The 14,750-nt window shown below is 64.9% G+C and carries 6 protein-coding genes; all 6 read right to left on the bottom strand.

The genetic code is table 11. The annotated features are described in order from the left end of the window. Positions 1-336: 336 nt before the first annotated feature. The 6 genes from QZY03_RS03905 to QZY03_RS03880 all read right to left on the bottom strand — a co-directional run bounded on the left by QZY03_RS03905 (position 337) and on the right by QZY03_RS03880 (position 14,749). Positions 337-9,054: a glycoside hydrolase family 94 protein gene (locus tag QZY03_RS03905; RefSeq protein WP_295578444.1), complete on the bottom strand. Its 8,718-nt coding sequence runs from the start codon at positions 9,052-9,054 to the stop codon at positions 337-339. Between the two features lie 305 nt (positions 9,055-9,359). Further along, positions 9,360-10,889 carry a DndE family protein gene (locus QZY03_RS03900; protein WP_295578443.1) on the bottom strand — a complete coding sequence of 510 codons (1,530 nt, stop codon included), beginning with the start codon at positions 10,887-10,889 and terminating at the stop codon, positions 9,360-9,362. Then, positions 10,882-12,882: a DNA sulfur modification protein DndD gene (gene dndD, locus QZY03_RS03895; RefSeq protein ID WP_295578442.1), complete on the bottom strand. Its 2,001-nt coding sequence runs from the start codon at positions 12,880-12,882 to the stop codon at positions 10,882-10,884. The genes QZY03_RS03900 and dndD overlap by 8 nt, the downstream gene beginning before the upstream one ends. Further along, complete coding sequence (locus tag QZY03_RS03890) at positions 12,879-13,469, bottom strand: hypothetical protein (protein WP_295578440.1); 591 nt, start codon at positions 13,467-13,469, stop codon at positions 12,879-12,881. The genes dndD and QZY03_RS03890 overlap by 4 nt, the downstream gene beginning before the upstream one ends. A gap of 41 nt (positions 13,470-13,510) precedes the next feature. Next, a complete protein-coding gene (locus QZY03_RS03885) occupies positions 13,511-13,699 on the bottom strand; it encodes a DNA modification system-associated small protein (protein ID WP_295578439.1) in 189 nt (62 codons plus the stop codon). Between the two features lie 12 nt (positions 13,700-13,711). Further along, positions 13,712-14,749, bottom strand: coding sequence for a virulence RhuM family protein (locus QZY03_RS03880; RefSeq protein ID WP_295578438.1), 1,038 nt, complete (start codon positions 14,747-14,749; stop codon positions 13,712-13,714). Position 14,750 lies beyond the last annotated feature (1 nt).

The raw sequence follows: 14,750 nt of genomic DNA, 5'->3' as shown, positions 1-14,750 counted from the left end.
CCCGCCGCGATGGATGCCGCGGTCACCCCGAACGGTCGGGTTACACGCCCCGCCCCATCGCGGCGGGACGCCGCTCCCACGGGGGACGTTTATCTTCCGGGGTGGCGCGGGCGCCATGGTCGTTAACCTAAAGTCGGAAATTGTTCACACAAAGACACAAAGAAAAAATCACTAAAAACGTCAGGCCAATCACCGCGCGGGTGACCTGCTTGTCCGATTTATCGCGTTGAATATCTTTCTGATCTTAGTGTCTTTGTGTGAGAACTGCTTTTTTTTGGGTTTAGCCCCGGCGCCCGCTGACCAAGGCTGAAGCCTTGGACTCCACGCGGGGGGTGATCATCGTTCCGGCCGTAGTCCACCGAATCCCGCGCCGCCGCTCGAATGATCGGGCACCGCCTCCATCCCCGCGGCGCCCAATCGCACCTCGACCACATGGTCCTGGTGGTCGTCGATCAGCGGAATGCTCAGATCGCCGCGCAGGATGCCGTCGATTGTCACCCCCGACCCGGCTTCACTGTCCGTCAGTTGGCTGACAGTGATGTGATACAGCGTTTCGCGATAGCGGTAATGCAGCTTGAAGCCGGTCCAGTCCGGCGGTAGACAGGGTTCCAGGCGCAGGGTGTCGCCCTCCAGGCGCAGCCCGAGGATGGATTCCAGGATCAGCCGGTACATCCAGCCCGCCGAGCCGCTGTACCAGGTCCAGCCGCCGCGTCCGCCATGGGGTTGCACGGCATAGATGTCGGCCGCGATGACATAGGGTTCCACCTTGTAGGTCGCGACGGCCGCCGGGGTGCGCGCGTGGTTGATCGGGTTGATCATCGAGAAGAGTTCCCAAGTGCGTTCGCGGTCGCCCAGGGCCGCGAAAGCCATCGCCGTCCAGACCGCCGCATGGGTGTACTGCCCGCCATTCTCCCGCACGCCGGGGACATACCCCTTGATATAGCCGGGGTTCATTGGCGAGGTGTCGAACGGCGGATCCAGCAGTTGGATCAGCCCCAGATCGCGGCGCACCAGATGTTCATCCAGGGCCGCCATTCCGATGCGCGAACGCTCGCTGGTGCCGGCCCCGGAGAGCACCGACCAGCTTTGTGCAATGGCATCGATCCGGCACTCGGGATTGATCGCCGAGCCCAGCGGCTGGCCGTCATCGAACCAGGCGCGTCGATACCAGCCGCCATCCCAGGCATGCCGATCGAGCTGTTCGCGCAGGCGCTCGGCCTCCGTGCGGCAGCGCTCGACGAAGGCGTGGTCGCCGTGCCGGTCCGCGACCGCGCTGAAGCGCATCAGCACTTCATAGAGGAAGAAGCCGAGCCAGACACTCTCACCCCGACCCTTGATGCCCACCAGGTTCATGCCGTCGTTCCAGTCGCCCGAGCCCATCAGCGGCAGGCCGTGCTCGCCGTACCGCAGGCCGTGGAGAATGGCGCGCACACAGTGCTGGTAGAGGGTCGCCGTTTCGTCGGACTGACCGGGCAGGTCGTAATAGGAGTCGTCCTCGCCGCTGACCAGGCGGCCTTCCAGGAAGCCTGCCGGCTCATCCAGCACGCCGGTATCCCCGGTGGCCAGGCAGTAGCGCGCGGTCACCAGCGGCAGCCACAGATAGTCGTCCGAGCAGCGGGTGCGCACCCCGCGGCCGGTGGGCGGATGCCACCAGTGCTGCACATCGCCTTCGGGGAACTGGCGGCTGGCGCAGAGCAGCAGTTGGCCGCGGATCAGCGCGGGCTCGCAGTGAATGAGCGCGGCGACATCCTGCAACTGGTCGCGGAAACCGAAGGCGCCGCCCGACTGGTAATAGCCGCTGCGCGCCCACAGGCGGCAGGCGATGGTTTGGTACAGCAGCCAGCCATTGGCCAGGCAGTCGAGTGCCGGGTCCGGCGTCTCCACCTGCACGGCGCCAAGCCGGTGCTGCCAATGCTGCCGCACGGCATCCAGTGCGGCGCGGGCCGCCGCGGCGCCGCGACCGGAATAGACCGCGTTGCCGGGGTCGTCCGACCCGCGCCGACCGATGACGCCGAGTCGGAAGACGATCTCCTGTTCCTCGCCGGGGGCCAGTGCAACAGCCACCTGGAGTGCGGCGCAGGCGTCCAGGGCGGCTCCGACCTTGCCCGAGAGCCCGGTGCGCAGCAGCGCGGCCGGATGGCGCAAGGAGCCATTGCGCCCGATAAATTCGGCGCGGTCGCCGCTGTAGCCGCGGGCGGGGTCGTCCACATCGAAAAAGGCGAGATGATGGGCGAACTCGGTGTTGTATGGATTGCGCGCGAGCAGGGCGCCGCTGCGTGGGTCGATCTCGGTGATGAGATAGGGAGCCGTCTTCGGGCGCAGATCGCCCAGGATCCATTCCACGTAGCCGGTCGCGGAGAGCCGGCGCGGCCGGTCCGAGCGGTTGCGCAGCTTCAGGACTGAGAACTTGACGGGTGCGTCCAGCGCCACGTAAACCCAGAGTTCCGACGCGATGCCATCCTCGGTGTGCTCGAAGACGCTGTAGCCGAAGCCGTGCCGGCTGACATAGGGGGTGGCGCCGCGGCAGGGCAGCGGCGTGGGCGACCAGAAATGGCCGCTCTCCTCGTCGCGGATATAAAACGCCTCGCCGCTCGGATCGGCGACCGGGTCATTGTGCCAGGGCGTCAGGCGGAACTCGTGCGCGTTCTCGCTCCAGGTGTAGGCCGCGCCGCTCTCCGACACCACGCTGCCGAAGCGCGGATTGGCCAGGACATTCACCCAGGGGGCGGGCGTTGTCTGCTCGGGTCCGATGGTGATGACGTATTCGCGTCCGTCGGGGGCAAACCCCCCGAGCCCGTTGTCGAACAGCAGGGCGGGCGCGCGGGTGCCGGCCGCCGTGCGCGTCGGCCGCGCCGCGGGAGCGCGCTCCCAGCCGTCGGTGCGGCTCGGCCGCAGGCGCGGCGGGCGCCGCTCCAGCGGGCCGCGCCGGCCGAGCTGCTCCGCCAGCGTGCCGCGGCTGTCGCTGAGGATGGCGCGGGCCACGGTCTGGAACAGGAGCCGGTCCTCGGCCGAGATCTGATCCGCGGGCCGGATGAAGATCCCGCCGGGGCGGTCCACGACATGGGCCTCGACGCCCGCGGCGATCAGCCCCAGGATTTGTTCCTGGAGTTCCTGCCGATAACCGGCCTGATCCTCATTCCAGATCACGAGATCCACGCTCAATCCCTTCAACCGCCACCAGGCATGGGCCTGGACCAGTTGATGAACCAGCGCGATGTTCTCCGGGTCGCTGATCTGCAACAGCACCAGCGGGACATCGCCCGACACCGCGTGGCTCCACAACCCCGATTGGCCGCGGCGGTTCTGGATCAGCACACTCGCCTCGGCGCGCAGCGAGGCATTCGTATAGAGAATCGACCCGGCCAGATGGCCATAGAGTTGGGCGTCGGCCGGGCTGGCATTGAGTTGTCGCAGGACCACCTGGCTGTGCGTCCAGGCGAGATCGAAGCAGCGGTCCGCCAGCCGCTGATCCTGGTATTTCTCGACCAGGGCCAGGGCGTCCGCGCGGGTGTCGCCGATGCCGGTGACCCGATCGAGCATGACCGATTGGTCCGGGTCGAGCGTAATGCAGTAGCGGATGGCGACGATCGGGTCCAGCACGGAACCCGCGGTCCCGGAGAGCGGTCCGTCCGTGGTCAAGGCGGCCGGTGCGGCCAGACCGCGACCGCGGCCGATGAAGCGCAGCCGATCCGTCTCGTAGCTGACGGTCCCGTGCTCGGCTCCGCGCGCCGCCATCAGGTGAAACATCCAAGGCGTGCGCTCCTCCGGCGAGCGTGGCCGGCGGGTGCAGAGGATGGCCGGCCGCGGATCGAGCACCTCGGTCTGCACGAAGAGGTTGCTGAAGGCCGGATGCAGCGCGTCCGCGGCCGCCGGGGCGAGCACGACCTCGGCGTAGCTGGTGACCTCGATAACCCGGCGGGTGCGGCTGCGGTTGGTCAGGCGCATCCGGCGCAGTTCGATGTCGTCCTCGGGGGAGACCACGATCTCGGTATAGGAATCGATCTCATAGTCGCGACGGCGAAACTCGGCCCGGCCCTCCGAAAAGATCGTCTCGAAGGAGTCCGGCTGCTTGAGGGTTGGCTGATAGGTGGTCGACCAGCAGGCGTTGGTCGCCAGATCGCGGATGTAACAGAAGCTGCCGTCGGCGTCACGGGTGCTGTCCTCGCGCCAGCGCGTAACGGCCAGGTCTTTCCAGCGGCTGTAGCCGCCGCCGGCGTTGGTGATCATCACGTGGTAACGGCCGTTCGACAACAACTGCACCTGCGGCAGGCGCGTGTTGGGGCTGCTGAACACGCGCACCGGCGCCTCCTGACCGGTCCCGGCGGGGCGGAAGTCGGTGACCGACTCGCTGGTGTGCGAATAGAAGGCCGGGGTCTTGGGGATGCGTTCCTGGAGCAGCAGAGTGGTCGCCTGGAACAGGGGAGCCGACGCGAAACGCCGCTGCATCGGGCGGTCGAGCAGCAGATAGGCCAGCGCCAGCAAGCTCATGCCCTGGTGATGGACCATGAAGGAGCGCACCAGGGCGCTCGCCTGCCCGTGGGGCACGCGCGCGGTGGTGTAGTCGATGGCCTCGTAGAAGCCGAAGCGGCCGGTGAACCCGGCGGCGGCGATGCGCTGCAGATTCACGCACGCGGCCTCGGGCGCCACCATCAAGGCCAGGGCGCTGGCATAGGGCGCAATCACCAAATCCTCGGCCAGTCCGCGTTTGAGCCCCAGGCCGGGCACGCCGAAGGCGCGATATTGGTAATTGGACTGGAGATCGACCATGTTGTAGCCGGATTCGGACACGCCCCAGGGCACACCGCGCGCCTTGCCGTAGGCGATCTGCCTGGCCACCGCCGCCCGATAGGTCTGGTCGAGCAGGGTGTTGTCGTAGGTCGGCATCACCAGCAGCGGCATCAGATACTCGAACATCGAGCCGCTCCACGACAGGAGCGTGGGTTCGCCGGCCGCGCTGGTCAGCAGGCGGCCCAGGGCAAACCAGTTTTCCTGGGGCAGTTGGCCTTGGGCAATCGCCACGAAACTGGCCAGGCGCGCCTCCGACGCCAGCAGGTCGTAGTAACTGTTATCCAGCCGCCGCTCGCCGACGTGATAGCCGATTGCGAGCAGATGGTGGGCCTCGTCGTAGAGGAAGTCGTAATCCATCTGGGCCAGTTCGCCGGCTTGCAGGGCCAGGAGTTCGAGTGCGCTGATGCGCTCGCGGGCGCGGCGGCCGGCCTCGGCCAGGAGCGGCGGCAGCGTCGTCTCCGGCAGCTGTGCTAACTGGCGCAGCGTCGGGATCGTCTCGATCGGTGTCGGGTCGGCGGACCCGGCGGGCGGTTCGAGCCAGGGTGCGAGGAACAGCAGTTCATCCAGCGTGGCGCGGCATTGCCGGGCCAGCGCCTGCGCCCAATAGTTGGCTTCGCGATCGGCGTTCGGGCGCCAACCGGCAATCCCGGCCGCGGCACCGCTGGCTAAGGCGTCCAGGCACTCATGCACCGCCGCCAGAGTGGTCGGGGGTGTCCGCAACGCGGCGTCCAGCCGTCGCCGGACGTCCGCGAGCGCGTCCGGCAGGGCGCCGTCCAGCGTGTCGGACAGAATCCGCAAGGTGTCGTCGAGGCCCGCCAGCCAGCGGGCGTTGAGGATCGGCGCATCCACCAGTTCGAGCAGCCCCGGCTGCAAGGTCAGCAGGTGGCCGGCGAGGTTGCCGCTGTCCACCGCGGAGACATAGAGCGGGGCGAGCGGCCGCAGCGATTGGGTGTCGTACCAGTTGTAGAAGTGGCCGCGGTAGCGCTCCAGGCCCGCCATGGTGCGCAGGGCATGGGCGGTGCGCTCCAGCAGTCCGCCGGCCGGCAGATAGCCGAAATCGTAGGCCGCCAGATTGGCGAGCAACGACAGCCCCAAGTTGGTCGGCGAGGTGCGATGCGCGACCACGGGCGCGGGGTGCTCCTGATAGTTGTCCGGCGGCAGCCAATGGTCATCCGGGCCGACGAAGGTCTCGAAGAAGGCCCAGGTCTGGCGGGCGGTGGCGCGCAGGAAGTGGGTCTGACCGAGGCTCAGGCGGGCCGGGCGCTGCAGCCGCGGACGGCTCAGCCACCAGGCGAGTGCCGGCGCCGCCAGCCACAGCAACAGGAGCGGTGCCGCGGCGCTCAAGGCCGCCGGCTGCAGCGCCGCGACCGCCAGGGCCGTCAGCAGGGCCAGTGCCGGGGCGGCGGCCATCTGCCGGTAGCAGTCGAAGATGCTTTGCTGCCCGGCGGCCTGATCGCCCGAGGCGGTCCATTCAAGCAGGCGTTCGCGGCTCACGCCCATCCGCCAGAGGGTGCGGACCACCGCATCCAGGCTGAAGTAGGCCTCATAGGGGAGGCAGGCGATGGTGAATCCCGCCTGCATCAACTGCCGGCCCGCCGCGCGCACCTCGGCGGCGAGATGCTGGGCCCAACGCACATCGCCCGGCTTGCGCAGCCCGCCGAGCAGCGCCGTCAGCAGCGCCGGCACCAGCACGATGCCGAGCACCGAGAGGGTCCAGAACCAGGGCGCGGGCACCAGCAGCCAGCCCAGCACGAACAGCAGGGTCAGGGCCGCGGGCACCAGGCTGCGCCGCAGGTTGTCGGCGAGCTTCCAGCGCGACAGTGCCGAGAGCGCGTTCCGGCGCCGCCCGCCGGCCGCATCGGGTACCCAGGGCAACAGCCACCCGGCAACTTGCCAGTCCCCGCGGATCCAGCGGTGCCGCCGGCTCACGTCCGCGTGATACGCGGCCGGATAATCCTCGTACAACTGGACATCGGAGAGCAGTCCCGAGCGCGCGTAACAGCCTTCCAGCAGGTCATGGCTCAGGATCTGGTTGTCGGGGAAGCGCCCGCCAAGCGCCTGCTCGAAGGCCGCCACGTCATAAATCCCCTTGCCGATGAACGAGCCTTCCTGGAACCAATCCTGGTAGACATCGGAGATGGCCTGCGTGTAGGGATCGATGCCGGCATCGCTGCCGTGCAGCCGCGCGTAACGCGACCGGTTGGCCCCCGGCAGGCTGACGGCGACGCGCGGCTGCAGGATGCCGTAGCCGGCGCAGACCCGGCCGCGGGCGGCGTCGTAGCGCGGACGATTGAGCGGGTGCGCCATGGCGCCGATCAGTTCACGCGCCGCATCACGCGGGAGCTGGGTATCGGTGTCCAGGGTGATCACATAACGCAGACCCAGCAGGGGTCGCGTATCACCGACGACCAGCGCGAAGCGCGCAGCGACCCGCTCCCCAAGCTCCCCGAGCAGCAGGGCGTTCAAGTCGGCCAGCTTGCCGCGTTTGCGCTCGTAACCCATCCAGACCTGTTCCTGCGCGTTCCACCGGCGCGGCCGGTGGAACAGATAGAAGGTGTCGCCCTGCTCCCGCGGGTAGCGGTCATTCAGTGCCGCGATGCCCTGTGCGGCCAAGTCCAGCAGGGGCGCGTCCTCCGGCAGGGTCTCGAACGGCGCGTCACGGAGATCGGTCAGCAGGCCAAAGTGCAGACTATCGTCCCGATTGGCCAGGAACCGGACCTCCAGCGCTTCGACCAGCGCGTCGATACCCGCCGGGCTGGTGAGCATGGTCGGCGTGATCACCAGGGTGCGCAATTCCGGCGGGATACCGGTGTCCAGGTCCATTCGCGGCAGCGGATACGGTGTCGCCAGCAGGGTCGCCAGCCAGTTCACCAGGGCCACCGCCAACTGACTGGTGCCGAGCAAGGCGAGCACACCCAGGACGGCGAGCAGCCAACCCGGCACCGCCGTGGCCGCGGCCAGCAGGTTCGCCGTGAAGAGCACCGCGATCAGCGTGATCGCGCTCAGGTAGAGGATCAGCGGAATGCGGCGGCCCCGCCGCTGCAGGGTGTCCACCAGACCCAGGCGCGCCCGCACCCGCCGTTCCAGCAGCGCTAATCCGTGATCAATCAGATAGAAGCCTACATGCCCGGTGCGCTCGGTGTCGTCCGCCCGGTCCGCGCCTTCGCCGGCCAGCTCGATGGCGGCGCGTGCCACCTCGGACTCCGGACGTCGGCCCCGCTTGGCGATGCGCTCCACTACATGCCGGTAACGATCGCGCGTAGCGAAATCCATCCTGGCGTAGAGCGCGGCCGGATCCTCGCGCAGGGTGCGCTCGACCAGACTCATGGTCTCCACGAACTCACGCCAGTCCATCGCGCCCAGGAACCGCAGACTGCCGATGCTGTTACTGATCGAGACCTGATCGGCGGCCTGCTGCTGGTTCTCGGCCCGCACCAGTTGCTCGATCGTGAGATTGACCTCGGCCAGATGCTGCTCGATCCAGGTCAACGGCAAGGCCAGCGCGGCGCCCTGGCCTTGCAGTCGGCGCGCCAACTCGGCGACGAAGGCGCTCGACATCGGCGGGTTCGAGCGCGCCATATCGGCGATCACCAGGATCAGATTCTTCGGATCGGTCTCCGCTATCGCCGTCAATTGATCGGCCCAGCCGTCGGCCAGATCCTGGTCGCCCCGCCCGGCGCTGACCCGGACCGCGACCCGGCGCAGATTCTCGATCAAGGCGAGCCGCAGCATGATCGGAATGGCCCACAACTCGCCCAGTTTGAGCGTGGTCACCTCCTGGTAGGCGGCGACGAAGCGGCTGAGATTCTCCGGGTCCACCCGGCCGTCACCGTGCGCGATGATCTCAAGCGCAATGTCATAGACCCGCGGCAATCCGGCCGAGGGGCCGGTGCGCAGCCGCGGCAATTCCCGGCTGTAACCCTTGGGCAAATGCCGCTTGGCGGTGCGAATCTGTTCCTCGATCAGATAGAAGTTATCAAGCAGCCACTCCCCGGCCGGCGCGATCCGCTGGGTCGCGGTCGCCGCCTGCATCAGCACGGCGCAGCAGTCGATCAGGGTGCGCTCATTGTCGGTCAGCCGCACCAGCAGCCGGTCCGACGCGTGCTCCGGAGTCAGGATATGTGCGGCGGCCAGGGCCTTGCCGTGCTGTTCCATCTGGGCCGCGCTGAACAGCTCCGCGCGCAGCGGCGGCTCGTCGCCGGTCGGCCGGGCGGGCTTGTTCTTGCCGGTGAACCCTGACAGCCACTGGAGGCGGATTTCGCGCATAGCCATGATCTCAAGAGGAGCGTGGACCCCGCAGGGGGAACAGTAGTCTACGCTCCCCGCTGTGCAACCGGGGGGGGGGTTAAGGCTGTTTCTGGGATCTCATCGAGAGGATGGGCCGCCAACGCTGGTCACGGGAGCCGCGCCAAGTCGCCACAGCCGGGTCAGCGCCCGGCATCACGACTGAAGGGTAGTTGACTGAATCCTCGTGCAGCAGCTCGCGCGCCAGCGTGGTTTTGCTGCACTGCCGGGGACTGGTGAAAACGGTGGCGGGGTGGCGGGACAGTGCGGTGCGGATCGCGTGGCGGTCACGCGTAGCTCTTGAAGAACGCTTCCGCGGTGAACTTCACAAACTCCTCTGTTTTTTCCTGACTGCGAGCAATCACCTGCCAGGGCTCCAGTCGCGCGATCTCGGTTTGAAGATCCTTGGCGGTCTTGGCGCTGCAACCCAGAATGCCCTGTACCGACCCGGCGGCTACGCCATCACATTTGAATATATAGGCAAACTCCAGCAACTCCTGGAAATTGAAAAACTTCTGCTGGTAATCATTGGGCGACTGGCTGGCAAAAAACACCACGACACCCTTCGAACGCCCCTCGCGAATGATCCGTTCAAGGAAGATATTCCGCTGGCTGAGATAATTGTGTGCCTCGTCGATCACCAGGATGGTCCGAATGGTTCGTCGACCCTCGGTGACCGGGCTATCGGGCAGGGTCGCCATTTCCTTGTAGAGCCGCTCGATGACGAGATAGGCCACCAGTTCCTTCAGCACTGGCATCGCATGCAGATCGATCAACAGCGTCCGGTTCGACACCCGGTCTATGGGCGCGCCTTCGCTGCCATGACGCCAGAACAGCTCGAAATCGGACAAGTCGCGCAACACTTCGATGAGGCTATCGTCTTTCTTACCGTCCGCTTCATAGGCAAGTGCCGCCAGTTCAAGAACATCCGGAAAATCCGGGTACGGCGTAGCCGTTGCGGCGCGTTTGGCATAAGCTGCCCGGATGGCTTCCGTCAGTGCCCCTTTCTGCACGACACCGAGTTTGCTGTTGATCGATGCAAAGCTCTCGGCCTTCTCGCGCGCTGAAACGTTGATTGTCTGCTCGTCGTAGGCCGGCAGGATGAAGGGGTTGACGGGCAAACTCTGGCCGCCTTGCAGCAAACGGAAGGGTTGAACGCGCGCCAGTTCCAGGAACCGCGCGTTGTCGACCACGTCACCCTTGTAGTCGAAATAGATGAAGTTCGTCTGATAATTGGATTGGACACGGATGTCCGTCAGCAGCTTCAGGAGGAACTGGGTCTTGCCGACACCGGGCATGCCCATGATCGCAAGGTGCGAGTTAGCATGGACGGCCGTGTTGTTCAGCTCCATGATCAGATCTTTTCGTTGCAGCAAGGTCCGGCCAATAAAGATGTCGAGCCCGCTGCCGAGCTGCTCGCGTCGGCCGGAGAATTCCACCTCATCGACTAGCCTTCGAATCAGTGCCTCTCCGCTGCGCCCGCTCTCCTGGAACATCCGCGCCATCAGCGCGGCACCGCTGTCGATATGATTCTTGATGACGGAGCGGTTGGAGAAGAACGCGTCCTCGCTGAAATCCCGCCTGCCGTAAATGTAGACGATCAGCGAACGAATAAATGCCTCGTCTTCACCGATGAAGGTCGGCCGTTTCATCTCGCCACCACTGAAGCTGGTGCTTGGCGCAACGCCCGCACCTTCCTTCACCAGCGACAGTGTGAAGGCGATGCGCGCCAGTGTGGCCTTTTCCAGCTTTGTTTCGAAGCGCAGCGCGCTTAAGACCTCGTCGGCATCGCTTGATGTGTAGAGCCGGTCAGCCATGATTTTTCTCCCAGAAATAGCCCTGCCGGATGGTCGTCAACTCTTGCCGCTGGTCGTATTCCAGACTTGCCGCGCCGCTCAGGCGCGGTTTGAGGGATCGGTAGTAGTTGCTGTCGACCTCGGTGTCGGTCGAGAGAATGATCACCTGCTCGCCCGCATTGGGAAAGTAGTTGTTCACGATGTTGTCGCGGTGCGTGCTGTCCAAGCGCGAAAGCGGCGTATCGATGATGATCGGCAGCTTTAGCTCGCTGGTTTGCGCTAAGCCCCACAGGAGCGAAACGGCGAACACCTCCTTTTCGCCGGCGGCCATTGATGACTTTCGAATCTCGTGCCCGTTCCGGTCGGTGATGTGCACTTCGTAAGTCTTGTCGTCGATCGTGAGGTCCTTGATCAACCCGCTGCGGCTGGAAAGCAGCCGGTACATCTCGAACGTCTTCTCCTGAAGTAGACGCACCTTGTTCTTGCGCAAACGCACGACGAACTGATTCAGGACGCTGGCAATGGCGTCGCATTCCTCGATGAAGTCCGCCTTCTCCTTGGAGACATGATGCTTTTCGTAAAGCTTCTCGATCTCCAACTCGATGTCGCGGATTCTCTTTTCGAGCCCGAGAATATCCTCTTCGAGCAACCGCAACTGCTCGGTCTTGCGACCAATCTGGGTCGAGCCGCTTTCCATCGTGCCCTGTAGCTCATCGCACAGATCCCGCTCGCTGGGCGTGAGTACACCGACCTGGCTCATGCCTTCAAGCTGCTGGATCTGCGCCTTCAGGCCGCTTGCCTCGTCGAGCAGCGGCTTGATCAGAAACACATCGCTGTTCTCCAGCGATTCCATGCGATTCAAGACTCGCGCCGCGTCGCGGTCCGACAGGTCCAGGATTTTCTCGACACCCGCCGCCGGATCGCCTTCCTTGAGCAACCGGCAGATGCGTCGCTCCAACTCGGCCATTCGTTCAGCAGAGAGCGTTTCGGTGAAGATCGGCTCCGGCTCTTCGACCACGCGCACGATGCGCTTGGCCAGGCTCGCCGCCTGCTCCCGAATCGCCTCGCCGCCGGCCGATTCCCGCTCAGCCTCGATTTTACGCCGGATGCCGTCGAACAGCGTGCCCGCGAGGCTGAAGGGGAGCGCCTTTTCGGAGAGCACGCGAACTTCGCTTTCCACCTGCGCCAACCGGTTCGCGGCAAAGACGCGCTTTTTCTCTTGCTCGCGCAGTGCGTCACGCGACTCCGGGGCGACATGGAAGGCCGTTTCGAAGCGCTTCTTGGCCTCGTCCAACTGCGCCTTGAAGCCGTCCAACTCCACCTTCAACTCTTCGCGCTCCTTGTGTTTGCGCGCCAGCTTGCTCTTTTCGCGTTTCAGCTCGCTCTGTTTGAAGTCCAGATCCTCATCGGAGATCTCGACATAGCCCTTACGCTCGTCCTGCTTGATATAGAGGATGTCGCTCGCCAGACGGTTGATGTACTGGATGCCCAGCGCCGCCTCCAGGGAGGTCTTCAGGCGAACCTCGGAATGGTCGTCCGCCGCGATTTCCTGGATCTTCTCGCCGTCGAAGAAGAAGAACTGGGTGATGCCCGGCGGGATGGCCGCGCGGATGAAGTCCTGCCACAACTCCTGATTCTGTACCGACACCCGTTTGCCGTCGCGCACCACCACCAGCCGCTCGGTCAAGTCGCGTGGACGCGGCTCGCTGACCGCGCCCGCGGTCCAGGAGCGTTTGACCACCAGCTCAGAGCCGTCATCCATCTCCATGACCAGTTCGAAGGCGACGTTGGCGTTACCCTTGGCCTTCTCCCGCCGATTGATGTTACGGTAGATGTCGTCTGCCTTGCCGCCATAAAGGCAGTAGGTCACCGATTCCATGATCGAGGTCTTGCCCGCCCCGTTCATCCCGCCGATCAGGAAGATGCTGCGACCATCCTCGCCCGCCGGGAAGAGAATCTCGGTCGGAAACTGGAATGATTTATAGTTCTCGATGCTCAGTTTCCGGAATTTCACTGGCTGCTCTCCGCAAGCTCCCAGATGCCGCGCGGCGAGCCGCGCCGCAGGAGTCCGTCCTGGGTCATCTGGAAACGCTCCCATTTCGCGGTGTTCTGCCAGACGGGCTCGTTCGTCGTGGCGCGCCAGACCAGATCACCCGGGAGCAGTCTCCCTTCAAGTTGCCGCCCCATTTCCTCGATCACCTCGGCCACACGACCGCTTCCGCCAAGCTTCTGAATCGCACGTACGATCTGTTCCCGCAATACGGCATGCGGGGTCGCAGGCAACTTGGAGCGCTTGCCGCGCGGCCGTGGTTCCGTTGTGGCCGGGGTCGGTCCAATCCGTTCGCGCAGGTCTTTGAGGATATCTTCAAACTCATCAGCCAACTGAGCCAATGCCTGCTTGGCGTCGGCCTGGACCGCAAGCGCCACGGCCAGACGTGTCTTTTCTGAACGCAATGGAGCAGGAACCGGCACCCCGGACTTTTCGAGTTGATCGACGGCCTTGGCGATGGCCCGCAACTGCGCCTCCTGATCGGCCACTGAGGTTTCTACAGATTCCGGATCAAGCAGGTCGATCACATTCCGGCACAGGTCCACCAGCACGCTCGGATCCTTGACGAAACGGTCGAGGTCACCATGGCCGCTCATTCCGGGCACCCCGCAGCAGGTTCGGTCTTGAGAATCTCGCGCAGCGCGTCGTAAACCCCGGTACGGCGGTCCTTCAGCTCGTAGTCGCGCACCGCCTCCAGCAACTTGAGCACCTTGTCCAGGCTCACCCCATGCTGTTCGCACAGCGCCCGCAGCAGTTGTCGATCGTCATCGGCCAAGGTCATGAAGGCTTCTCCCTATTTGCGATCCGGCTTGCCGGCGGGCAGGTATTCGATCAGCTTGTCGAAGTCGTTTCCGGCCAGGTCCTGCTCGGCGATCTGCCGTTGGTGGAACTTTTCGTACTCGTCTTCCGCCCGCTGCTGCGCCAGTTGGTGCGAGATCTTGCCGGCATGGGTCAGGATCTCCCGGTCGTTGATGTTCAGGAAGGCGTCGAGCTTGCTGATCCAGTCGCCCATGTGCATCGGGATACGGCGCATCGCCTGGCCCTCGGCGAAAATCAGGTATTGCTCGACCAGGTTGTTCAGGGCCGCCAGCTCGTCTTCGGTCAGATAGTTCTTGGCGATGCTCACGTCCCGTTTGCGGACTTTGTCCCCGCGCCAGTTGGTCAGCCCCATGTCAGGCCGCGTTGCATCGGCGCGGCTGTGGACGATCTCGGCGGCGGTCTGGCCAGTGATCGCCCAGTGCATCTTGTTCTGCACCGTCTGGAAAAAGCGGATGCTGATGTCCAGCGTGGGGTCATAGTCGATACTGGTGGCGTAGATGTCCGTGATCTTCTGGTAGAAACGCCGCTCCGAGGTGCGGATGTCCTGGATGCGGCGGGTCAGCTCCTCGAAGTAATCGAAGGGCTGGTCCGGGTTCCGCAGCCGCTCGTCATCCAGCACGAAGCCCTTGATGATGTATTCCTTCAGGCGCTGAGTGGCCCAGATCCGAAAGCGGGTCGCCACATGACTCTTTACCCGGTAGCCGACCGAGATGATCATGTCGAGGTTGTAGTGGTCGAGGTTACGCTGCACCGCGCGGCCCCCCTCTTGGCGAACCGACAAGAATTTGTTGTTGGTTGCCGCGGGCAGCAACTCTCCCTCGTCGTAGATGTTGCGGATGTGCTGGCTGATATTCTGCTGCGTCGTTTGGAACAGGTCAGCCATCAACGGCTGAGTCAGCCAGACGGTCTCATCCGCCAAACGAACATCGATCTTGATGCGCCCATCCTCCACAGCGTAGACGAGGAACTGGCCCCTGGCGTTGTCGGGCAGTCGCTGGTGGTCCTTGGTCAAC

This window comes from uncultured Lamprocystis sp., from assembly GCF_903933125.1.
In the GTDB taxonomy this organism is placed as follows: Bacteria; Pseudomonadota; Gammaproteobacteria; order Chromatiales; family Chromatiaceae; genus Thiodictyon.
The sequence above is the reverse complement of the archived record's forward strand: the minus strand, read 5'-3'. Positions and strand labels throughout refer to the sequence as shown.

Excerpts from the sequence above, each read along its gene's own strand:
- QZY03_RS03905 (WP_295578444.1), bottom strand. The coding sequence starts at position 9,054 with ATGCGCGAAATCCGCCTCCAGTGGCTGTCAGGGTTCACCGGCAAGAAC.
- QZY03_RS03885 (WP_295578439.1), bottom strand. The coding sequence starts at position 13,699 with ATGACCTTGGCCGATGACGATCGACAACTGCTGCGGGCGCTGTGCGAA.
- QZY03_RS03900 (WP_295578443.1), bottom strand. The coding sequence starts at position 10,889 with ATGGCTGACCGGCTCTACACATCAAGCGATGCCGACGAGGTCTTAAGC.